Annotated in this window: 22 protein-coding genes; 11 read left to right on the top strand and 11 right to left on the bottom strand. The window is 47.4% G+C overall.

The features are described 5' to 3' along the window. Genes prmC through dusB form a run of 10 tightly spaced genes read right to left on the bottom strand, consistent with a single transcriptional unit; the run spans position 1 to position 12,055 of the window. Positions 1 to 846 (bottom strand): peptide chain release factor N(5)-glutamine methyltransferase, encoded by an 846-nt coding sequence (gene prmC / locus SFSGTM_RS10290; protein WP_232525959.1) that lies wholly within the window; start codon positions 844 to 846, stop codon positions 1 to 3. After that, complete coding sequence (prfA, locus tag SFSGTM_RS10295) at positions 846 to 1,922, bottom strand: peptide chain release factor 1 (RefSeq protein ID WP_162085088.1); 1,077 nt, start codon at positions 1,920 to 1,922, stop codon at positions 846 to 848. The genes prmC and prfA overlap by 1 nt, the downstream gene beginning before the upstream one ends. Then, on the bottom strand, positions 1,919 to 3,169 hold the full coding sequence (gene hemA / locus SFSGTM_RS10300) for a glutamyl-tRNA reductase (RefSeq protein WP_162085089.1): 1,251 nt from the start codon (positions 3,167 to 3,169) through the stop codon (positions 1,919 to 1,921). Before hemA ends, prfA begins: the two co-directional genes overlap by 4 nt. Before the next feature lie 3 nt (positions 3,170 to 3,172). After that, positions 3,173 to 6,430, bottom strand: coding sequence for a transglycosylase domain-containing protein (locus SFSGTM_RS10305; protein WP_162085090.1), 3,258 nt, complete (start codon positions 6,428 to 6,430; stop codon positions 3,173 to 3,175). Positions 6,431 to 6,435: 5 nt separating this feature from the next. Next, a complete protein-coding gene (gene hemF / locus SFSGTM_RS10310) occupies positions 6,436 to 7,341 on the bottom strand; it encodes an oxygen-dependent coproporphyrinogen oxidase (RefSeq protein WP_162085091.1) in 906 nt (301 codons plus the stop codon). 14 nt (positions 7,342 to 7,355) lie between these two features. Continuing rightward, a complete protein-coding gene (gene tsaC / locus SFSGTM_RS10315) occupies positions 7,356 to 7,865 on the bottom strand; it encodes an L-threonylcarbamoyladenylate synthase type 1 TsaC (protein WP_232525960.1) in 510 nt (169 codons plus the stop codon). 9 nt (positions 7,866 to 7,874) lie between these two features. Further along, entirely contained in the window at positions 7,875 to 9,149 is a 1,275-nt protein-coding gene (gene purD, locus SFSGTM_RS10320) for a phosphoribosylamine--glycine ligase (RefSeq protein ID WP_162085093.1), read from the bottom strand. Between the two features lie 9 nt (positions 9,150 to 9,158). Next, entirely contained in the window at positions 9,159 to 10,721 is a 1,563-nt protein-coding gene (gene purH, locus SFSGTM_RS10325; protein WP_162085094.1) for a bifunctional phosphoribosylaminoimidazolecarboxamide formyltransferase/IMP cyclohydrolase, read from the bottom strand. Positions 10,722 to 10,767: 46 nt separating this feature from the next. Beyond that, a complete protein-coding gene (locus SFSGTM_RS10330; RefSeq protein WP_162085095.1) occupies positions 10,768 to 11,016 on the bottom strand; it encodes a helix-turn-helix domain-containing protein in 249 nt (82 codons plus the stop codon). A 10-nt stretch (positions 11,017 to 11,026) separates the two neighbouring features. Further along, on the bottom strand, positions 11,027 to 12,055 hold the full coding sequence (gene dusB, locus SFSGTM_RS10335) for a tRNA dihydrouridine synthase DusB (RefSeq protein WP_162085096.1): 1,029 nt from the start codon (positions 12,053 to 12,055) through the stop codon (positions 11,027 to 11,029). Between the two features lie 293 nt (positions 12,056 to 12,348). Here dusB and SFSGTM_RS10340 point away from each other — a divergent pair, with 293 nt between their 5' ends. The 11 genes from SFSGTM_RS10340 to SFSGTM_RS10390 all read left to right on the top strand — a co-directional run bounded on the left by SFSGTM_RS10340 (position 12,349) and on the right by SFSGTM_RS10390 (position 20,596). Then, on the top strand, positions 12,349 to 12,612 hold the full coding sequence (locus tag SFSGTM_RS10340) for a hypothetical protein (RefSeq protein WP_162085097.1): 264 nt from the start codon (positions 12,349 to 12,351) through the stop codon (positions 12,610 to 12,612). Further along, on the top strand, positions 12,609 to 12,788 hold the full coding sequence (gene hemP, locus SFSGTM_RS10345; protein WP_162085098.1) for a hemin uptake protein HemP: 180 nt from the start codon (positions 12,609 to 12,611) through the stop codon (positions 12,786 to 12,788). Before SFSGTM_RS10340 ends, hemP begins: the two co-directional genes overlap by 4 nt. Before the next feature lie 146 nt (positions 12,789 to 12,934). Continuing rightward, the gene (locus SFSGTM_RS10350; RefSeq protein ID WP_162085099.1) at positions 12,935 to 13,618 is read left to right on the top strand and encodes an energy transducer TonB; all 684 of its coding nucleotides are present in this window, start codon (positions 12,935 to 12,937) and stop codon (positions 13,616 to 13,618) included. Then, positions 13,618 to 14,370 (top strand): MotA/TolQ/ExbB proton channel family protein, encoded by a 753-nt coding sequence (locus tag SFSGTM_RS10355; RefSeq protein ID WP_162085100.1) that lies wholly within the window; start codon positions 13,618 to 13,620, stop codon positions 14,368 to 14,370. The genes SFSGTM_RS10350 and SFSGTM_RS10355 overlap by 1 nt, the downstream gene beginning before the upstream one ends. Then, entirely contained in the window at positions 14,371 to 14,790 is a 420-nt protein-coding gene (locus SFSGTM_RS10360) for an ExbD/TolR family protein (protein ID WP_162085101.1), read from the top strand. It abuts the gene before it with no gap. Positions 14,791 to 14,871: 81 nt separating this feature from the next. Beyond that, a complete protein-coding gene (locus SFSGTM_RS10365; protein WP_162085102.1) occupies positions 14,872 to 17,091 on the top strand; it encodes a TonB-dependent receptor in 2,220 nt (739 codons plus the stop codon). A 15-nt stretch (positions 17,092 to 17,106) separates the two neighbouring features. Then, positions 17,107 to 17,787 (top strand): Fe2+-dependent dioxygenase, encoded by a 681-nt coding sequence (locus SFSGTM_RS10370; RefSeq protein ID WP_162085103.1) that lies wholly within the window; start codon positions 17,107 to 17,109, stop codon positions 17,785 to 17,787. Next, positions 17,787 to 18,866 (top strand): alpha-hydroxy acid oxidase, encoded by a 1,080-nt coding sequence (locus SFSGTM_RS10375; protein ID WP_232525961.1) that lies wholly within the window; start codon positions 17,787 to 17,789, stop codon positions 18,864 to 18,866. Before SFSGTM_RS10370 ends, SFSGTM_RS10375 begins: the two co-directional genes overlap by 1 nt. A 10-nt stretch (positions 18,867 to 18,876) precedes the next feature. Then, on the top strand, positions 18,877 to 19,146 hold the full coding sequence (locus SFSGTM_RS10380; protein ID WP_162085104.1) for a PepSY domain-containing protein: 270 nt from the start codon (positions 18,877 to 18,879) through the stop codon (positions 19,144 to 19,146). Between the two features lie 10 nt (positions 19,147 to 19,156). After that, the gene (locus tag SFSGTM_RS10385) at positions 19,157 to 19,732 is read left to right on the top strand and encodes a cytochrome b/b6 domain-containing protein (RefSeq protein WP_162085105.1); all 576 of its coding nucleotides are present in this window, start codon (positions 19,157 to 19,159) and stop codon (positions 19,730 to 19,732) included. 114 nt (positions 19,733 to 19,846) lie between these two features. Next, complete coding sequence (locus SFSGTM_RS10390; protein ID WP_162085106.1) at positions 19,847 to 20,596, top strand: hypothetical protein; 750 nt, start codon at positions 19,847 to 19,849, stop codon at positions 20,594 to 20,596. Here the strand turns inward: SFSGTM_RS10390 and SFSGTM_RS10395 are convergent. Further along, complete coding sequence (locus SFSGTM_RS10395; RefSeq protein ID WP_232525962.1) at positions 20,588 to 22,135, bottom strand: SulP family inorganic anion transporter; 1,548 nt, start codon at positions 22,133 to 22,135, stop codon at positions 20,588 to 20,590. The two genes, SFSGTM_RS10390 and SFSGTM_RS10395, sit on opposite strands and share 9 nt — an antisense overlap. Positions 22,136 to 22,254: the final 119 nt, after the last annotated feature.

The raw sequence follows: 22,254 nt of genomic DNA on the forward strand, positions 1-22,254 counted from the left end.
TCAGCCGACTTGCCCTAGCGTCACGCGTTCTACACCACCCAAATCACGTTCTGACTTTACATTCTTAAATCCTGCTGTAGTCAACAAACCCTGCACAACATCAGCCTGATCATAACCATGCTCAAGCAATATATGTCCTCCAGCTGTCATAAAGTGTGCAGCGGAATCGATAATTAAACGCAAATCATCCAAACCTGTCACACCTGCCGTCAGTGCTGATATCGGTTCAAAATGCAATTTTTTCAGGTGATCATCGTTTTCAACGATATAAGGTGGGTTACTGACAATCAGATCGAATTTATTACCTTCGGGCAATTGCTGCCACCAATCACTGACAACAAAGTCAATATTGATCACACCCAACAAAGCTGCGTTGGTCTGTGCAACCGCTATCGCAGCAGGGCTCTTATCTACCGCAACGACCTGCGTCAACGGACGCGCGTTAGCAATGCTGATCGCAATTGCACCACTTCCTGTACCAAGATCCAACACCCGCAGTCGCTTGTCTTCAGGAATGTTCAATAGTGCCAACTCGACTAACAACTCAGTATCAGGACGAGGTATCAACACATCAGGTGTAACTTTGAAAGTCATCCCGTAGAATTCTTTCTCTCCAAAAATATAAGCGATAGGCTCACCTTGTAGGCGACGCTGCAAATATTGTTGATACAGGGCAAAGTCTGATACTGACAAGATTTCATCATCATGCGCTATCAACCAGGCACGATTAACTTGCAGAATCTGCGCCATCAACAACTGGACTTCAAAGCGCGCATCAACGATCGACATATCCAGAACTAAAGCCAGTTTTGCGCTATCCGCTTGAAGTATGCCTAGTATTTGCACTATTCGCCCATTGCGGCCAATAACTCAGCCTGATGTTCTGTCGCCAAACCGGAAAGCAGCTCGTCCAAATCACCATCCATGATTGCATCAATTTTATACAACGTCAGATTGATGCGATGATCAGTAATCCGTCCTTGTGGAAAATTATAAGTACGGATGCGTTCAGATCGGTCACCACTGCCTATTAACGATTTACGCGTTGCAGCTTCCTTGGATGCAATTTCACGCAACTGTTTATCCTTAATCCGCGCCGCCAGTACTGACAAAGCTTGCGCCTTATTTTTATGTTGCGACCTATCGTCCTGGCATTCCACAACTATGCCAGTAGGAATATGCGTAATCCGCACCGCCGAATCAGTTTTGTTAATGTGCTGACCACCCGCGCCACTTGCACGGTAGGTGTCTATACGCAAATCAGCTGGATTCAAGTTCACATCAGCCACTTCGTCGGCTTCTGGCATTACCGCCACAGTACATGCCGAAGTATGAATACGCCCTTGTGTCTCAGTGGCCGGAACACGCTGTACACGATGACCACCTGATTCAAATTTCAAACGCGAGTAAGCACCACGTCCGATAATTTTCAGGATAACTTCTTTATAACCACCCAACTCGCTCATGCTTTCGGAAATGATTTCCACCTTCCAGCGCTGACGCTCGGCAAAGCGCGTATACATGCGGAACAAATCTGCCGAAAACAAAGCCGATTCATCACCCCCTGTACCGGCCCGAATTTCCAGAAAAATATTACGCTCGTCATTTGGGTCTTTAGGCAACAACTCCATTTGCAAGTCTGTTTCCAGCGTCAACAAGCGTGCTTTACCATCGCTGATTTCCTGCTCTGCCAGCTCTTTCATTTCAGGATCTGCCAGCATTTCATGTGCGCTGGCAATATCAGCCTCAGTTTGCGTATATGCGCGATACAAAGCCACCACAGGGGAAATTTCAGCGTGTTCGCGAGTGAGTTTGCGGTAGTTATCCATATTGCTGGTAACTGTTTCCACAGATAACAAACGATCGATTTCATCTAATCGCTCAGTCAATTGAGCGAGTTTATTCAGTAAAGTAGGTTTCATTCTTGATGTAACGCGTAAAGCCGAGAAAGCATCGCCACTAAAGCTTGGCGTTCACTATTATCAGCATGATTAAGTGCGTGGGTAGGATGATGTAAAAATTTATTGGTAAGACTGTGAGACAGCGTCTCTAATACTTGTTCAGGTGACTCGCCTTTAGCCAGCAGCTTCATCGCACGCTCTACTTCATGACGGCGCACGCGCTCGGCCTGGTCACGTAGACTGCGGATGGTTGGCACCAACTCACGTGTATCCAGCCAATGCGAAAACTGACGCACACTCACGTCGATAATAGCCTCAGCATCACCCACCTGCGCCATGCGATTTTCCATACCCTGCTTTACTATCGCGCCCAGATCGTCAACGCTATATAAAAACACATCCGCCAATTCACCGACTTCGACTTCGATATCACGAGGCACGGCCAAATCCACCATAAACATAGGGCGATGACGACGTGCCTTTAACGCCCGCTCAACCATACCTTTACCCAAGATGGGTAACTGGCTGGCTGTGCTAGTAACAACAATGTCATAACGCGAAAGATGTTCAGGTAGCTCTTGTAAACTAATTGCACTGCCTTGATAACGCTCAGCCAGAAGCTGCGCACGTTTTACCGTACGATTAGCAACCATAATGTGTTTAGGATGACGAGCACCAAAATGTGCCGCACACAACTCTATCATTTCACCAGCACCAATAAACAGTACATTCTGCTCGGCAATACTGGGGAAAATTCGCTCTGCCAGGCGCACTGACGCCGCCGCCATCGATACGGAGTTCGCTCCAATCTCTGTGGCTGTACGAACTTCCTTTGCTACCGCAAATGTATGCTGGAATAACTTATGCAAGACTATGCCCATGGTACCGGCTTGTTCAGCCGTTTTCACAGCCAAACGCATTTGTCCCAGTATCTGAGTTTCCCCCAACACCATAGAATCGAGCCCCGATGCAACACGAAAAGCATGCCGTGCAGCCTCAACATGAGGGAGTGCATAAATATAAGGAGCAATCGTTTGGCTATCCAGTTGATGGTAATGCGCAAACCAGTTAATCACCGCATCCTGGTCAGCTGCATTACAATAAATCTCAGTCCGATTACAGGTAGAAAGTATAGCGGCCTCTTTAACCGCACCTGACGATACCGCAGCATGCAATGCGGCTTCCATACCATCGGCATTAAAAGCCACCTGCTCCCGAATATTTACCGGAGCAGTTTCATGATTAATTCCTATGGTTAACAAACGCATGGATTAGTATGCCTCACCGCCAGCAGGACGGCGCTCTTCTATAGGTGCAGGCACTTGCTGTGGAATAACAAACTCGTTAACTGGTGGAGGCGCTATGGGTTTGCTCACAACTACTGGTTTAACAACTGGCTCCAAACGGGTTGCCGGTTTTAAATGTGGTGCAATGACAATAGGGGCAACTTTCACAGGCACCTGAACTGGTTCAGGAACAGGTATCGCTTCGCTTTGTGCAGGCTCTTCTACGACCTCCGCTGGGTCATCCATTTCTACTTCTGGCTGTGCCTGAACGATACGTGAAGGCGCCAAAACCGCCGACAATTGTGGACTCATCGCTTTAATCAACTGTGCAGGCAAAGAACTGGTGAAATGGTATTGTGCACCATCCTCACCACGCACTATTGCTGTCATCGTGCCGAAAAATTTGTCACCAATAAAGAACACCATGGTGGCTGTACGATTCACCACTCTTGACGACACCACATTACCGTTAGCATCTACCGTATCAAAACGATGATCACCAGTTCCTGTTTTCCCACCCATAATCAGTGGGTTACCGTCATTATCCTTAAAGACACCACGTAAACGACCCGCAGTACCACGCTCAACTACGCCCTGCAACGCTTTACGCACGACCACCGTTAATTCTTCAGGCAACAATCGCTCACCTTGAGGTGGTTTGCGCACAAAGACAGTTTCGTAAGGTGTGCCTGCTGCAAAATGCACTTTTTCTATCGACACTGCAGGCATGCGCACGCCTTTATTTACCAGTATCCCCATTAACTCTGCCAATGCCGCCGGTCTATCGGCTGATGTGCCAAGCGCTGTCGCATAGGATGGCACCAGGCTATCAAATGGATAACCCAGTCGTTTCCAGTCCTGGTGGATTTTTTCAAATGACTCCACCTCCAGCAAGCTACGTATACGGATATCTTGTGCATTTTTTCGCCCGGTACTGAACAGCCAATTATAAACGGCAATGCGTTGATCATGACTTGCTGCCACAATCTGATCGAAACTATGTTGAGGATGCTGCCGCAAATAAGATACTAACCAGAGTTCGAGTGGATGCACTTGCGTAATGTATCCCAAATCAGCCAGTGAAAATGCATCAGGCGCATACTGTTTATATAGACTGGCTATCGTTGCGTCAGTCAGGCGTTCACCATCGACACTGCGCGCGCGCATGAATTTAGCAAAATCCTCCAGACTTTCATCAGGCGCTAAATAGCGGAACACAGCAGCCAAACGACGTGGAGTAGGATGTACTTTATTAAGTAAGGTCTCGGTAACTTGAGCAGGAGTTTGACCGCGATAAGTTTTATAGAACCGCAACAAATAAGCCTGCCCTTCCTTATCCGCGAAACGCTCCAGATAAGTACGCCGCTCAGGGTTATTAACATCTTCTAAAATTCGCCCTGCCATACCAGGTGATTGCGCCATGTAATACAGACTAATATCACGCATCAAACGAATATAAACCAGATTGACCGAATTGCGCGTCGCATCCCATAGATTCATGATGCGACCATTATCGTCCTTGTTAAAGTTAACAAAACGATGCAATCCCCCCCCAGTAAAAAATGGCTGTGACGTGTCAGCAGAATATTGTCTATCCATTGCCGCTTCCAACATAGCTGTCAGTGACTTATCCTGAGCATGCTGGTAATAATTCACGGCCCAGGCAGAAATCGCATCCGTCGATGTTGGCACTAATGCAGCTAATTCCTTCGCAGACAATTTACTATACTGGTCATGCAATGCCGTCACAATTTCCAAATAGCTAATCATGGTACGTAACTTTGCCGTTGATCCAAGATCCAACTTGGCGCCTTTATTGATATCAAAAGGCTGGTTCAAGTTATCGGCCTGTATCCGTAACAATGCGCCCTGTGGCGTCATTTCATACAAGGTAAAACTATAAATAATCTTGCTCAGATCATTATCAGGATTCAGCAAGTTTCTACCATACATACCAACTTTAGCCGCGCCCTCGGGCGAATTCAGACTTACCAGAAACTGGCTAACACTTTGCTGTGCTGCAGAATTCAGCGTGCTGTCTGCACTGACATCATAACGATCCAAATCATATAAACGCGATACCCCAAGCAGATTAGCCAAACGTGAACGCACCGCATTTGCTGCCTTCTGCGCAATAAAAGCCTTATTCTGTATAGGTCGCTGCACATTAAAACTGAGCGGTGCCTGCAAGGCCACATCACGCAGTGCTGGACTAATCACACCTTCACGCGCCAATAAGCGCAGATGCACATTAGTGATATCTTCCAATGCTTTATGATTTACGTTCAAATAATAAGATGGCTTACGCTGCGCAATAATGAGCGACAACACATGCTTATAAGCATTACCCGTTTCGGCATCCGCATGATTTGCCAACAACAATTGGTTGACCCGATTCACATCCAGGCCATACCAGGCCCACAACGCATCAGGCAGACCAATGACTTCACCAAATTTTGGTGCCGCGGACAAAGGCACGGTATTCAAATAATCCAGGACCAAACGTTGTCGTGCAGGCAACGTTTTTTCTCCGTCCAGATAAGCGCGGACTGAAGCTGAAGCCATCTGTTGCCATTTATCCTGCACCGTCATGGTTAAACCATCCGGTGAATGACGATATTTCTCAATTTGAGTCGCCAACGTACTACCACCAGGCACATCGTGTGATGGATAAACAAACTGGATCAATTTATCCAATACAGCTTGCGCTAATCTATCCCACTCTACTGCAGGATTACGCTTAGGATTATCGGCTGCCAGGAGTTCACGATTTTCCACAAACAACAAACTGTTACGGATTAACGGGGGAATAGACTTAAAATCAGGATACACACGTTGTGGCGTATGGCTTTCAAACACCACATCACCTGATGCATCAGTAACTGTCAATCCAGACTGATCTTTTTCGTGGTATGGCAGATTCAAACCTTGCTTTGCCATTTGTTGCATCGCCGGACTAATGCGTGCCTGCTGGGAAATTTCAAAACCTTGATCGAGCAACAGCTTGCTTATTTCCGGCAATTGCACATAACCCTTACGAATATCGGCAGGGCCAACCTTGGGAAAATATATAGAACGACTCGCTTTAGGTTCCAGCTGATAATGCATTTTTGCAGCATACTCAGTCAGGTACTTTGCTTGCAATGTAGAAGTGGTGAATTCCCAGGCAAGGAAACCTGCCAGCGCTCCAACAACGACGATACTCGTCCCTGCCAGCCAATAATAAATACGTTTAGATGACATAAAAATTAATGGTTACCCAGCCAGTCCTTACCGATAATGAAATTACTATATAGACGCGCTTCTTCCGTCCCCGCTTCTGGTTGCCACTGATAAGACCATTTGACGATAGGCGGCATAGACATCAATATTGACTCCGCACGTCCGTTAGACTGCAATCCGAACAAGGTGCCACGGTCATACACCAAATTGAATTCCACATAACGCCCACGACGAAACGCCTGAAAATCACGTTCACGCTCACCATAAGGCATACCCATACGACGTTCCAATATCGGCACATAAGCAGACAAGAAATGATCACCCACACTTTGCACAGTCTGGAAACTATGATCAAAATCACGATCAGCGAAATCATCAAAGAAAATACCACCTATACCACGTGGTTCATTTCTATGTTTGATAAAGAAATATTCATCACACCATTTTTTAAAACGAGGGTAATAACTGCCATCAAATGGTGCCAAAGCATTGCTGCAGATTTGATGAAAATGCACCGCATCCTCTTCAAAACCGTAATAGGGTGTTAAATCCATACCACCACCAAACCACCAGACGGGTTCAGCACCCGGTTTGGTTGCAATAAAAAAACGAACATTAAAATGTACAGTAGGCGCGTAAGGATTACGTGGATGAAACACCAGAGACACGCCCATCGCCTCGAAGCTGCGCCCAGCAACCTCAGGATGAGCGGCAGATGCAGATGGCGGCAAATTAGCTCCGAATACATGAGAAAAATTAACTCCGCCACGTTCAAGCACATTTCCATTTTCTAATACGCAACTGGTACCACCACCGCCCTCAGCACGCACCCAGCTATCGCGTATAAACGACTTGCCATCGACCTGCTCCATGCGGCTGACAATAAGATCTTGTAGTGCCAGTAAATAATCTTTAACCGCTGCTGTATCCATACTTGATCCCTAATTTACGAGCGCACTACCTGCTTAGTCACTAAATCCACAATTTTGCTCGGCCGTTTCGCCTGTCCTATGCATCCAGGCATCACCTGCACTTGCTGTCCAAAAACTCTATAAACCCCACGAGCACTTCGCAACGCACGTTGTCCGCTACGGTTTGCACTGGTAGAAACCATTGCCATTCCCAGCCGTTGGCACAGTTTTGCTGCAACCACATGAGCAGTCACGCGCACGGCTATGGTCTGGTGCTTACCCCGCAACCAAACTGGACAACGTTTACTTGCTGTTAGCAGCAAGGTTACTGGACCTGGCCAATATCCAGACGCTACCGCCGCTTGTAACGCTTCAGTCGTGACATAACGCACTAACTGCTCTGGCCGCGACGCAATCAGTATCAGCCCTTTACTTTGCGGCCTGCGCTTCAATCTCAATATCTGCCTAACTGCCAGTCTGGAGTCAGGATTACAGCCTAAGCCATAGCAAGACTCAGTCGGATAAGCGTAGACACGGTGCCGCACTTGTAACAATTACTTTTTACGATCTATCGCACGATAACCGATATCGCGACGCATTTGGCTGCCGTCAAAATGTATCTGATCAGCCACTTCATAAGCGCGACGTTGTGCGATCTTCACGCTATCACCCAGTGCTGTGACACACAACACTCGGCCACCGCTAGTCACTACTTGCTCGTCAACTAACTTAGTTCCAGCGTGAAATACGTGCGCATCTTCTTCAACTTTAGGCAAACCCGTGATGACATCGCCTACACGCGGAGTATCGGGATAGTTCGCTGCAGCCATCACCACACCGAGCGCAGTACGTCTATCCCACTCAGCCTCGACTGTATCCAGCGTGCCATTAACAGCATGCTCCATCAACATGACAAAATCGGATTTCAACCGCATCATGATAGGCTGAGTTTCAGGATCACCCATACGGCAATTGAACTCCAGCACTTTAATCGTGCCATCTTCACTGATCATCAGACCCGCGTAGAGAAAACCTGTATAAGGTGTGCCAGCTGCCTTCATCCCGGCCATCACTGGCGTAATCACTTCACGCAATGTTTTAGCATAAATTTCTGGCGTTACCACTGGCGCAGGAGAATAAGCGCCCATGCCACCCGTATTCGGGCCAGTATCACCGTCACCAATGCGTTTATGATCCTGACTGGTTGCCAAAGGCAAGACATGCTCACCGTCACACATGACGATAAAACTAGCTTCTTCACCGGTCAAAAACTCTTCAATCACCACGCGCGCACCTGCGTCACCGAGCTGATTATCCTGCAGCATCATATCAATAGCTGCATGCGCTTCAGCTATATCCATAGCCACAACCACACCCTTACCTGCTGCCAAACCATCGGCTTTAATAACGATAGGCGCACCTTCAGCATCTATGTAAGCATGCGCTGCAGCGATATCACTAAAAGTCTGATATTTTGCAGTAGGAATAGCATGCTGCTGCATGAATGCCTTGGCAAAATCCTTGGATGCTTCTAATTGAACTGCAGCCTGAGTCGGACCAAATATTTTCAGGCCAGCGGCACGAAATTTATCAACCACACCCGCTGCCAATGGCGCTTCTGGGCCCACTACCGTCAACATCACTTGCTCTTGCTGCGCAAACGCCAGCAATTCAGCAATATCGGTTATCGGCACATTGATTAACTCTTTCTCGCCTGCGGTGCCTGCATTGCCAGGCGCAACAAATACTTTAGACACACGTGGCGACTGTGCCAAACGCCATGCCAGCGCATGTTCACGTCCACCCGAACCTATCACTAATATATTCATAATCTTTGCTTAATGACGAAAATGTCTATGTCCAGTAAATACCATGGCGATGCCATGCTCGTTTGCCGCAGCAATGACTTCTGCATCTTTCACGCTACCACCTGGCTGAATAACCGCTTTCGCACCTGCTTCTGCCAGCACATCCAGTCCATCACGGAATGGGAAAAACGCATCAGAAGCCACAGCGCAGCCAGCCAAAGGCAACCCTGCATTAGCTGCTTTAATCACTGCAATTTTAGTTGAGTCAACACGACTCATTTGTCCCGCGCCTACACCCAACGTTTGTCCATTGGCAGCAAAGACAATTGCATTAGATTTAACAAACTTCGCCACTCGCCAGGCAAACAGCATATCCTGTATCTGTTGTGCAGTTGGATGCAATTCCGTTACCACGCGCAAATCATCAGCCGTCACATTGAAGTCATCCACAGTTTGCACCAGCAAACCTCCACCTACACGCTTAACTTCATAAGCATTAACTTCGTGCGCCATAGGCACAACTAACACGCGCACATTAGCTTTTTTCGCCAATATGGCTAAAGCATCAGCACTGTATGCAGGCGCAATTAACACTTCCATAAACTGTTGTGACACAGCTTCCGCTGTTGCGGCATCAACTTCACAGTTGAACGCAATAATGCCGCCAAATGCAGAAGATGCATCGGTAGCAAATGCCAGACGATAAGCCGACAAAGCATCGTGCGCCACCGCTGCCCCGCTGGGATTGGCGTGCTTAATGATCACACATGCTGGCTGGACAAAGCTTTTTACACCTTCCCACGCAGCATCACTATCAGCAATATTGTTGTACGACAATTCTTTACCTTGCAGCTGAGTGTAATGCGCCAAGCTGCCCGCTACAGGTTGCAAGTCACGATAAAACGCCGCAGCCTGGTGTGGGTTTTCACCATAACGCATGGTTTGTACACGGGTAAAATTCAGATTCAACTGCGCTGGGAATGGCGCACGTTCGCCATCCAGTTCACGTGCGGTCAAATAATTGGATATAGCACTATCGTATTGCGCAGTATGGGTAAACGCCTTACGCGCCAGATCATAGCAAGTACCCGTGGATAGCGAACCACTATTTGCTTTCAACTCAGCCAGCACCATGGCGTAATCCGCAGGGTCAGTCACCACACCCACATGCTGATAATTTTTGGCTGCCGAACGCACCATAGTCGGACCGCCTATATCTATATTTTCAATTGCATCAGGCAAGGTACAGTCCGCTTTTGCCACAGTTGCGCTGAATGGATACAGATTCACCACCACCAGATCAATATAGCCTATGCCCGCCTGCTTGACTGCTTCAGCATGCTCAGCCAAATCGCGGCGCGCCAGAATGCCGCCATGTATCTTGGGATGCAAGGTTTTTACACGACCATCAAGCATTTCCTGAAAACCAGTGTAATCAGCCACTTCAGTACAAGCAATGCCATTGTCTGCCAATAACTTGGCGGTACCGCCCGTTGACAGGATTTCGATATTGAATTCACGCAAACCTTGCGCCAATGCCAGCACGCCCGTTTTGTCAGACACGCTAATCAGCGCGCGTTCTATGTAAGCCATTTGATTCCTTGAAGATAAAAATGAAGATACTTGATGCTAAATATAGTTACTGCAAATCATATTGCGCCATTTTTTTACGCAAGGTATTGCGATTTATACCCAGATACTCAGCAGCTCGGGTTTGATTTCCCTGTGCATAGCTCAAGATTTTCTCCAACAACGGTCGCTCTACACACGCCAGCACCATATCGTAAACACCCGTTGGAGGCTCCCCATCCAGGTCCTGAAAATATACGTCGATAGCCCGTTGCACACACACAGCAATCTCGCCATCCTGCTTATTCGCTACTGTCATAAAATCATCCCTAAACTGTAGCCGCGTCATTTATCTGACTGTCAGCCACGTAATCCAAATGTTTACCGCGTGCTCGGCAATGTTCAAAAAATTCATCTACAGCGGATACTTGTTCTTTTAATGTCTGTAATTGATTCATGGCATGACGGAAATTAGCCGAATCATGCAAGCCTTTGGTGTACCAGGATATATGTTTGCGAGCGATACGCAAACCTGATTGTTCACCATAGAATTCATATAAATCCTGCATATGATGAGTCAATACACGATGAATTTCGTCCACTTCAGGTGGTGGCAAATGCTCACCTGTTTGCAAATAATGTTCGATTTCACGAAATATCCATGGCCGACCTTGCGCAGCGCGCCCTATCATCACCGCATCTGCACCAGTGTAATCGAGTACAAATTTAGCCTTTTCCGGCGTAGTGATATCACCATTGGCAATAATGGGTATCCGCGCCACCGCCTTAACTGCCGCGATCGTGTCATATTCCGCATCACCCGTATAACCACAGGCACGCGTACGACCGTGCATAGCCAAAGCCTGAATACCGCTATCCTCTGCAATTTTTAAAATAGATAAGGCGTTTTTATGCTGCTTGTCCCAACCCGTACGAATTTTCAGCGTCACTGGGACATTCGGTACGGCATTCACGACAGCCGCCAAAATACGCGCCACTAAAGGTTCATCCTGCAACAATGCCGAACCCGCCATCACATTGCAGATTTTTTTCGCAGGACATCCCATGTTGATATCTATAATCTGCGCACCCCTATCCACATTATGCTGCGCAGCCTCTGCCATCATTTCAGGTATGGAACCCGCTATCTGCACTGAAATCGGATCCACTTCGCCATCGTGATTCGCGCGCCGCTGCGTTTTAGCCGATCCATACAGCAACGAATTGGACGTCACCATCTCTGACACCGCCATCCCCGCACCCATCTGCTTGCATAACTGACGGAAAGGCCTGTCCGTCACCCCCGCCATAGGCGCGACAATAAGATTGTTTTTGAGGACGTGATTACCAATACGCATAGATTAAAATTTGGGCAGAATAACCGCGTATTTTATACGCTAAACAGATTCCACGCAAAGTTAGCATGCCTTTCCTCGCTTAATCATCTTAAACAGTTTCACATTTCGTAAAACTTTTCCAGATCGCCTATAAAATAGTTGCAAATGATAGTGATTCTCATTAAAATACAAATACCGCTATCCTATGTATCAGAGCTTGTTTCTCAACGCGGAAAAATTAATACCTAGCCAGCCACGGGATACCCCATTAGCCAGCCAGTTCACACTGATAGCCCACTGATGAGGATATGAACATGCAAACGCTAATGTTACCGACTACCAGCCCCAGAGATACCGCCCCAATTGCTTTACTGGTCAGCAGCTTAAATCATCTATTGAACTATACCCTGAGCGGCTGCCAACTATCCGCCCGTCATGCTGCCTTTCTGCTTGATCGACTATCAAATCAAGATGATGTGGATGAAGGGTTACGTTTGCTTTGCCTACAAATGAGTGATCGACTGGAAGATGGGAACATGCAACATCAACTTGAATTGGCTCCCAGGGTATTGCCATGAATACCAAAAAGGAAACAGGGGTTACACCAGCCACCACCTCTAAAACCGCGCAAACACCACCACGCTATGACAGCAAACATTTATTCGGAGAAGGGAATGTTGCCATCATTCAACACGCAGGACGTGAATACCAGTTGCGCATCACTGCAGGCAATAAATTAATCCTTACTGCCTGATTTCATCCAAATCAACATTAATGCAGAAGCCTGCAATAAAATCTTTACTTTATAAATGATAGCTATTATCATTTACATAGTTACAAATTACTTACACCCTAGCCAGCCAAAAGCCAGCCAACTATACCAACCATATTGGATTTGGCATGACATTGGCAGCAAGCTCATCAATTACATCATCAATCCCTTCACAATACCCCGCTGCGGGACGTTTGTTCATTGTGATCGGATTGCACGTGGGCGTTTTATATGCACTATTAAACCTGCCAGCAACACAGAATACGATAACGCCACCCCGAACACTGGAAGTGAGCCTGATCACGCCACAACCTGAACCGCTGAGACCAGAACCTGCGGTGCCACAACCTGCACCACCCAAACCGCAACCCAAAACAATTACCACACCGCCTGTGCTAACAGCAAAACCTGAAGCTAACAAACCACTTCCCGTTCAAGTGGCTGAAGCACCCAAGCCGATTGCGTCTACGCCCACCATATCAGCCGCGCCGCTAGCAGAAGCAACCCCCACGCCGTCTATGCCAGCCACTGCACCACTTATCAACGCGGATTACTTGAACAATCCCAAGCCACCCTACCCCGCCTCATCAAGACGACTAGGTGAAGAAGGCAAAGTCTTGCTCCGTGTCCACGTCAACATTGATGGCTCAGTTGACAAAATAGAGCTGCATCGCTCCAGCGGTTTCGCACGTCTGGATGACTCTGCAATGAATACCGTACCCGACTGGAAATTTGTACCCGCTCGTCAGGGTAATCAAGCCGTCGCGGCCTGGATTATTGTGCCTATCTCATTTAATTTAAGGAGTAACTAATGCAAACCACCTCACCTCATGAATTGGGCTTTGCCCATTTCGCTGCACAAACCGACGACCTGGCTAAGTTCCTGTTAGCCGTACTGCTCATCATGTCTGTCGCAACCTGGTATTTGATTATCAGCAAAGCATATATCAACTGGCGTATGCGTAGTAGTGCTAAACAATTCCTGAGTAATTTCTGGAATGCACCAGGATTAGACTCAGTCGCCAAACATATCAATGCAGCAGGCGTGCACGATCCGTTCTCCCACCTAACTCATCATGGGCTAAAAGCTGCAGAGCAATTCAAAAACAAAACAGGACAGCGCTTAATTGAAGCGGGTTCAGTCGATGAATTTCTAACCCGCGCTTTACGACGCGCCATTGAGCAAGACACGGCTCGCCTGGAAACAGGACTCACCGTCTTGGCTTCCATCGCCTCCAGCGCTCCTTTTATCGGACTGTTTGGAACAGTTTGGGGTATCTATCACGCACTCATCAATATAGGAATGAGTGGCTCAGGGGCACTTGATCAAGTAGCTGGCCCAGTAGGTGAAGCTTTAATCATGACGGCATTGGGCTTGGCAGTCGCAATTCCAGCAGTCCTTTCATACAACTTTTTTAACCGCTCAAACCGCATGGTATTGAATGAACTCGATGGTTTTGCTCATGATTTGTTTGCTTTTATGTCCACAGGTGTTTATCGCGACAGCAAAATCGCCACACCAGCTATGCCCGTTCGTGCTATTCCCCAGGCTCAGGAGGCTTAAATGGCATTCGGCGGACTCAACACACAGTCAAACACACCCACGATGGCTGAAATCAACATGATACCGTTGATAGATGTCATGCTCGTGCTGCTGGTTATCTTCATTATTACAGCACCGATGATGACTAACGCTGTAAAAATAGACCTACCCACTGCAACCAGCGCACCCAATCCCGTCAAACCAGAAACCGTGCAATTGTCGATAGATGCAAGCAATCAGATTTTCTGGAATGACGGAAAAATTGACCCAAGCGAATTGAATGTACGCTTGCAACAAGCAGCGAGCAAAAGTCCTCAACCCGAACTGCAAATCCGAGCTGATGGCAATATAGCTTATCGACATGTCGCGAAGATGATGGCCGATGTCGCCAATGCAGGACTGACCAAAATAGCTTTTGTAACCGATCCAAAGCAACAATAGATTCAACGCAACGCAAGTTGCATAACCGCAAGCCAGCATCAGTTATGCCAGCCAGCACACATTTTTAATTAGGAGCATGGCATGGCAATACCTGAACGTAACCTGAACACAACGTTAACCCCAAATCAGAAAGCTATTAATCTGATACGCACTGTCGGCATAGCACCGTTAGGCGCCTTAATGGCAGGCTTGGCTATGCCAGCAGTGGCTGCAGAAAGCACAACAGAGCAAACACTTTCCACCGTTACGGTTCAAGCTGATGCCGACAATGAGGTACAACCAGACGGCTATCTGGCAACAACTACCCGTGTCGGCAAAACGCTGCAGGATCCGCAGGATGTTCCACAGGCAGTGACTACAGTTACCAAAAAGATCATGGAGGAACAGCAAGTCAATTCACTACGAGAAGCCTTGCGCAATGTATCAGGCCTCACTTTCAACGCGGCAGAAGGTGGGCGCTCTGGTGACAATATGATGTTACGAGGTTTCTATACTTTTGGTGATATGTATCTGGACGGCATACGGGATACCGCACAATACAACCGCGAAACCTTTGCCTATGAACAAGTGGATGTACTGCGCGGTGCAGCAGCGATGCTCTTCGGTCGCGGACAGGCGGGAGGTGTTATCAATCAGGTCAGTAAATCACCTGTATTAACCGACAAATACAGAATCGCTGGCAGCGTAGGTTCAAATGGTTATCAGCAGGAAGCCGCTGATCTTAACAAAGTAATCGGCGAACATGCTGCTATCCGTGTCAACCTCATGAATCGCGATGAAGGCAGCTGGCGCTCCAACCCAGCCACTGGTGCAGAACCAGAAATTCACCGCAATGGTGTCGCAGTTGCAGCCCAATGGGGCATAGGCACTGACAACAGCTTCAAAGTCAGCCATTACTACCTCAATACACAAGATAATCCAGATTATGGTGTGCCATTTGACAGTACCACGCATGCACCATCTACAAAATATTCAGCAAGTACATTCTGGGGCATAGACAAAAATTTCGATGACAGTCGAACCAATATGACTACACTGACCCATGAATACAAGTTTTCCCCCAAAACCCAGCTGCGCACGCAAGTCCGTGCGTCTGAATATCTACGTGCTTACTGGGCTTCGGCTCCTTCCAACACAACTGACCCCAACGCAAATGGCACCAGCCCCAAAACACGCAAAATGGATACTGACGACGTCACTGTTCAAAGTGATTTAAGTACTCAATTTATAAGCTTGGGAATGAAACACGAAGCACTAGTTGGTGTGGAATACCTGAAAGAGAATTCCAGTCGTTGGAGTTTAAAAAACATAGGCAGCAGCACCACACCGATATACTCAGCTGACGTAGTCAACGGCGCACCGAGTACCTATGCAGGCAACAGCTACGCCATTTACGTACAAGATACCATGGAGTTCATCCCGCACTGGAAGGCCACACTTGGCGTCCGCAGAGACATGATGTCAGCTGACTATGGATTAACCACGGGCAACCCACCCGTTTCCGCTGGAACAGCGCACTTGGATTTTGCAGAACCCAGCTATCGGACTGCATTATCTTACCAACCCAACAGTGATGCGCATTATTACGTGGGCTGGAGCGATTCTTTCAGCCCGACCGCAGACCTGTATCAAACCTCGGCAGGCACAGCCTACCCACCAGAACGTAGCCAGGTTCTGGAGGCTGGCGCAAAATGGTTATTCTTTAATGGAGATTTAGCTTTCCGCACTGCTATTTATCGTGCCGATAAGGAATGGGAACGTAACGCCGATCTGGAATCCACAGCTGGCGTCTTAACCAAGAAACGTCGCACTGACGGGATAGAATTTGAACTGGCTGGACGTATCACTAAGAAATGGGAAGCATTTGCTGGCATTGCACTCATGGACGCCAAAATTCTGGAAGTAGCCGAGAACACCAATGCAACTACAGGTGTAGTCACTTATGCCAACCCCAATTACCAAGGCCAGACACCACCTAACACACCTCCTTATACTGCCAATTTATGGACCACTTATGCATTAGGTGATGGATGGAAAGTAGGGGGTGGCTTTGAAGCTAAAGGCAAACGTTATGGCTACAATCCTAGCAGCAGTGGAACAAGCGCATTTAACCCCAACACTATCAGTGGTTATGTACGTTGGGATGCCATGGTTGCCTATGAGCAAAAGAAATATACGATACGTCTAAACATACAAAATTTGTTTAACACCGTGTATTACGATTCACTCTATGTCAACGGCGGTTTCACCACTCCAGGTACCAACCGCAAGTTCCTCTTGATGGGTGAATACAAGTTCTAAATACAGGATGCAATCATGCTAATCACCATAGACGATGTTTTAACCCAGGAAGAACTGACTGAAGTTCGCAACCTGCTGGCGAATTCAAGCTGGGATAGCGGCCATACTACCGCTGGCACCCAGGCAGCCAAAAGCAAGAACAACCAGCAGCTTGCAGAAACAGCGCAGCATCTGGACAAACTTCGTTTACTGGTGCTTGGTGCACTGAATCGAAATGCACTATTTTTCACTGCAGCACTACCGCAGCGCATATTGCCCCCGCTATTCAACCGTTATAGCGGCGGCACCAATTTCTATGGCAATCATGTTGACAATGCCATGCGCCGTCTGCCTGACGGCAGCTACATGCGTAGCGACGTGTCAGCCACATTGTTTTTGGCCGATCCGGACAGTTACGATGGTGGCGAGTTGATGATTGAAGACACCTATGGTAGCCAGAAAATCAAACTCCAAGCTGGCAGTATGGTTATTTACCCCGCTTCGTCTGTACACCAAGTATTACCTGTCACACACGGCGAACGTCTAGCCTGTTTCATGTGGATACAAAGTATGGTGCGCAACACTGAACAACGTCGCATGCTGTTTGAAATGGACATGGCGCTACTCGACTTACGTCATACACATGGCGACACAGACCCAGTCATTCGCTTAACCAGTAGCTATCACAACTTGCTACGCACTTGGGCAGAAACCTGATGCATCCTTTAAACGATATGGGGCAATTACTTAATCTATCCGCTTACCAATCCCGGGCGCGTAGCTTACTAGACCCTGCAATTTGGCAATATCTGGAACATGGCGCTAGTGAAGAAATCAGTCTGCGCGCTAATCGCACAGCTTTCAACAACTGGGATATCCCCACTCGCCCTCTCACCAACGTAAATGGCGGGCACACACGCCAGACGCTATATGGACAAGAACTGGCACACCCTATTTTGCTCGCACCCATCGCTTATCAAAGGCTATTTCATGAGCAGGGCGAAAGCGCCAGTGCACTTGCAGCATGTGCTCAGGGTGGACAATTGCTGGTCAGCAGTCTGGCGAGCCAGCCGTTGGAATATATCGCTGAAACAAGTGATTCAAATTTATGGTTTCAACTCTATTGGCAAGGTGAGCGTGAGCGCACTTTACGTTTATTACGTCGAGCTGAGGCAGCTGGCTACTGTGCCATCGTATTCACGATAGACGCGCCTGTAAAACAGGCCACACTCGTATTACCTGCGCATATCCACAGCGTTAATCTCGAAAGCATCCCACCCTACTCGGCCATTAAGTCTGATCAAAGTCAGGTATTTGATGGCTGGATGGCACACGCCCCGACCTGGGATGACGTTTCATGGCTGCGACAACAAACTCAATTACCGCTAATACTCAAAGGCATTATTCATCCCGACGATGCCGATACCGCATTAAAACTCGGATGCGACGGCATTATCGTTTCCAATCATGGTGGACGTGTATTAGACGGCACCCCTGCCAGTTTGACCATGCTCCCCATTATCAGCCAGCGCATAGCAGGCCAAATCCCAATACTTTTCGATAGCGGAATACGCAATGGTCGTGACATATTCAAGGCATTGGCGCTGGGCGCAAGCGCTGTACTTATTGGCCGTCCTTACATCTGGGGACTTGCCAGTGCAGGCGCCATGGGTGTTGCTCACATTCTACGTTTAATGCGTGACGAACTGGAAATGACCATGGCCCTCAGCGGCTGTGCCACCTTGTCAGACATTAATAGCTCAAAATTATTTTCAAATCCCTCCAACCAACCTTAAGGAAATTACAATGAAATATATCTCCCTCAGCGCAATTTTATTCACACTATTAACCTCAGTAGCGCATGCCGACGCAGATTGCGTTGCTCATCCCAAAGAATCCTGGATACCCGAAAGCAAAATCAAACAGGCGCTGATTGATGAAGGATACTCGATTAAAGTTTTCAAGGTAGATGGCAACTGCTATGAAATGTATGGTTACAACAAAGCAGGAAAACGTGCCGAAATTTACTTCGATACACAGTCAGGCAAGCCAGTTAAGGCTGAAATCGAAAAGTAAGCAGGTAAAAATGCCACGCCATCCAGTTATTGAACGTGTTTATGTTTGGGACAAACTTGTCCGCTTACATCACTGGTCAGTAGCCAGCCTTATTCTTATTAACGGCTGGCTGCTGGATGGTGGTGGCAAGTTACATCGTTGGGCAGGATACACACTGGTTGCATTGATCTGTACCCGCATAGTCTGGGGTCTATTAAGTCATGGTTATGCTAGATTCAGCACATTTCTACCCACACCCGGTCGCATCAAAACCTACCGCCTTCATTACCACAACAACAACTTACCAATGCCAACTGGTCATAACCCACTGGGCGGCATGATGATATTGCTTATGTTTACCCTGATACTTAGTTTAGGCATCACAGGATGGCTCATGGGCACGGATACCTACTGGGGTGTAACCTGGCTGGAAAATCTGCATGAAACACTATTCTACATCCTCATGCTCTGCGTTAGCCTGCATGTCACTATGGTATTAATACTCAGCAAGCATCTGCATATCAACCTACCCAAGGCTATGCTTACTGGATACAAGGAAAGGACCAGCGCATCCCGTTCCTTGGGAAGCATCAACAAGAAAAATTAAAACATTCATCCACTAAGACTTTTCCATCACCAATATTCAAGTCATAGTATGGTAATCAAACAAGGTTATACTCGTCAGGATATTACTGCCGACTAACCACTATTGGAATGTACCATGCGTAAACTGCTGATATGGACTCGCCGCTGGCATGGCAACCTGGCAATAGTTTTTATTTTTCCCATACTCATCATGGCATTTACTGCCATATTGATCGTCCATGGAAAGGCATTGGGTATCCGCAATATTTATATTGATGCGAGCTGGTGGCCTGGCTATCAAACCAATACAGCTAACAGCCAACAAAACATCCGCAGCATTGTTGAGAAGGAAAATGGCTGGTGGCTATTATCCAGTGCTGGCTTATTTGACATCACCAACAATCAAGCAACACTGGTCACCCCACTTGCAGACAAGGACATACGTTCATTAATTGCCACCACAGATGGTGTACTTGCTGTATCAGATAAAGGCTTGTGGCGTGAACAACAGGGTAAATGGCTGCAGATTTTCAAGGGCAATATCACTCAGGCCAGTGGCAACGAGCATTCCATAGTGGTTATGCTGCGGGGCAAGGGTTCCATGCAAAGCCATGATAACGGAGCCACATGGGCATCGCTCAATCCAGTAATGAGTTCATTGCTTACGCAAAACCCGGTGCTATCGCAACAATCCAGCAAAATCAGCCTGGCTCAACTCATCCGCGACATACACAAAGGCGTTGCCCTTGCTGGCGACAAGAACCAATGGATATGGGTGGATAGTATTGCACTGTCACTGATTTTCTTCGCAAGCACGGGTATATTCATGTGGTGGAACAAGCAAAAGTCCCGATTTACAAAATCGAGGGACAAAGTATCAACCTAACCGATTATCTGCAGGATGATAATTTGGATCTTCCAGCACATTCACCTCTATCATCCCTTTGGCTTTATCGAGCAGTTCCATACAGTCCGGACTCAGATGACGTAAATGCAGCTTTTTCCCAGCCCAGGTATAACGTTCTGCCAACGCATCAATCGCAGCGATTGCAGAATGATCTTTGACTTGAGAAAATTTGAAATCAATAACAACCTCAGCTGGATCTTCCTTGGGAGTGAATAGCGAGGCAAAATTATGCGTAGAAGCAAAGAACAAAGCCCCATGCAGTTCATACACTTTCCAGTTGTGCTCATCCGTCGTCACCTTGACGTTAATATGCTTGGCCTGCTGCCATGCAAACACCAGAGCAGAAATAATCACGCCGACGATGACCGCCATCGCCAAATCGGTAAAAACAGTGACGATAGCCACTGTCAACCCAACCAGCACATCGGCTGGTGGCACTTTACCGAACAAACGAAAACTACCCCACTCAAAGGTTTTTTCCGACACCATGAACATCAATCCGATTAATGCCGCCAGCGGTATCATCTGTATCCATTCCGATGCGAACAGGATAAAACTCAGTAAAAACAGCGCAGCTGCAATACCAGATAGATTTTTAACTGCTCCATTGGTCACATTAATCATACTCTGACCTATCATCGCACAGCCGCCCATACCACCGAAGCATCCTGTCACTACGTTAGCAATACCTTGTCCAACACACATGCGATTCGGTTTACCGCGAGTCTGCGTCATGTCGTCAATCAAATTCAGGGTTAATAGTGACTCTATCAACCCTACACCAGCCAGTATCAAACTATATGGAAAAATAATACGCAGGGTATCCCAATTAAACGGTACATCTGCAATATGAAAGCTCGGCAAATCACCCTTAATTGATGCTAAATCACCCACTGTTTTGGTTTCTATGCCACCAAAAATAACCAATGCAGACACCACCACAATCGCCACCAGCGTTGACGGCACCACCTTCACAAAACGCGGCAGAATATAGATAATCAGCAAAGTCAGCACAATCAGGCCGAGCATGATATACAGTGGTGCACCCTGCATCCAGCTCAATGATCCATCCGCATTTGTCACTTTAAAATGACCTAGCTGCGCCATGAAAATCACAATTGCCAGCCCATTTACGAAACCCAACATAACAGGATGAGGAACCATACGAATAAACTTACCTAGCTTGAGCAAGCCGAATGCAATTTGCAACACCCCCATCAACACGACAGTGGCAAATAAATACTCCACCCCGTGCTGCACCACCAATGCCACCATCACCACCGCCAGAGATCCTGCCGCACCTGAAATCATGCCTGGACGGCCACCTATCAGCGAAGTAATCAAGGACACCATGAATGCAGCATACAAGCCCACCAATGGATGCACATGTGCCACAAAAGCAAATGCAATCGCCTCAGGCACTAATGCCAGCGCAACTATCAATCCACTGATTAAATTTATTTTGATTTCAGGAATATTCCGTAAATACATATCAACCTCACAAGGCACAGTCCACATGGTAAACACACACCATGCCAGACAAACTCAGATTAATTACTACTATGAAAGCACAATGACTTGCCAATTAGTCCGCATAAAAACAGCAGCGGTCACTGCAAAAAGACGAAGCGAGAAAA

The sequence above is a fragment of the Sulfuriferula nivalis genome, assembly GCF_009937995.1.
In the GTDB taxonomy this organism is placed as follows: domain Bacteria; phylum Pseudomonadota; class Gammaproteobacteria; order Burkholderiales; family Sulfuriferulaceae; genus Sulfuriferula; species Sulfuriferula nivalis.

Excerpts from the sequence above, each read along its gene's own strand:
- SFSGTM_RS10305 (WP_162085090.1), bottom strand. The coding sequence starts at position 6,430 with ATGTCATCTAAACGTATTTATTATTGGCTGGCAGGGACGAGTATCGTC.
- SFSGTM_RS10365 (WP_162085102.1), top strand. The coding sequence starts at position 14,872 with ATGGCAATACCTGAACGTAACCTGAACACAACGTTAACCCCAAATCAG.
- hemP (WP_162085098.1), top strand. The coding sequence starts at position 12,609 with ATGAATACCAAAAAGGAAACAGGGGTTACACCAGCCACCACCTCTAAA.
- dusB (WP_162085096.1), bottom strand. The coding sequence starts at position 12,055 with ATGCGTATTGGTAATCACGTCCTCAAAAACAATCTTATTGTCGCGCCT.
- hemA (WP_162085089.1), bottom strand. The coding sequence starts at position 3,169 with ATGCGTTTGTTAACCATAGGAATTAATCATGAAACTGCTCCGGTAAAT.
- purH (WP_162085094.1), bottom strand. The coding sequence starts at position 10,721 with ATGGCTTACATAGAACGCGCGCTGATTAGCGTGTCTGACAAAACGGGC.
- SFSGTM_RS10340 (WP_162085097.1), top strand. The coding sequence starts at position 12,349 with ATGCAAACGCTAATGTTACCGACTACCAGCCCCAGAGATACCGCCCCA.
- SFSGTM_RS10355 (WP_162085100.1), top strand. The coding sequence starts at position 13,618 with ATGCAAACCACCTCACCTCATGAATTGGGCTTTGCCCATTTCGCTGCA.
- SFSGTM_RS10375 (WP_232525961.1), top strand. The coding sequence starts at position 17,787 with ATGCATCCTTTAAACGATATGGGGCAATTACTTAATCTATCCGCTTAC.
- SFSGTM_RS10385 (WP_162085105.1), top strand. The coding sequence starts at position 19,157 with ATGCCACGCCATCCAGTTATTGAACGTGTTTATGTTTGGGACAAACTT.
- SFSGTM_RS10390 (WP_162085106.1), top strand. The coding sequence starts at position 19,847 with ATGCGTAAACTGCTGATATGGACTCGCCGCTGGCATGGCAACCTGGCA.
- prfA (WP_162085088.1), bottom strand. The coding sequence starts at position 1,922 with ATGAAACCTACTTTACTGAATAAACTCGCTCAATTGACTGAGCGATTA.
- SFSGTM_RS10360 (WP_162085101.1), top strand. The coding sequence starts at position 14,371 with ATGGCATTCGGCGGACTCAACACACAGTCAAACACACCCACGATGGCT.
- hemF (WP_162085091.1), bottom strand. The coding sequence starts at position 7,341 with ATGGATACAGCAGCGGTTAAAGATTATTTACTGGCACTACAAGATCTT.
- SFSGTM_RS10380 (WP_162085104.1), top strand. The coding sequence starts at position 18,877 with ATGAAATATATCTCCCTCAGCGCAATTTTATTCACACTATTAACCTCA.
- SFSGTM_RS10370 (WP_162085103.1), top strand. The coding sequence starts at position 17,107 with ATGCTAATCACCATAGACGATGTTTTAACCCAGGAAGAACTGACTGAA.
- SFSGTM_RS10395 (WP_232525962.1), bottom strand. The coding sequence starts at position 22,135 with ATGTGGACTGTGCCTTGTGAGGTTGATATGTATTTACGGAATATTCCT.
- SFSGTM_RS10350 (WP_162085099.1), top strand. The coding sequence starts at position 12,935 with ATGACATTGGCAGCAAGCTCATCAATTACATCATCAATCCCTTCACAA.
- purD (WP_162085093.1), bottom strand. The coding sequence starts at position 9,149 with ATGAATATATTAGTGATAGGTTCGGGTGGACGTGAACATGCGCTGGCA.
- SFSGTM_RS10330 (WP_162085095.1), bottom strand. The coding sequence starts at position 11,016 with ATGACAGTAGCGAATAAGCAGGATGGCGAGATTGCTGTGTGTGTGCAA.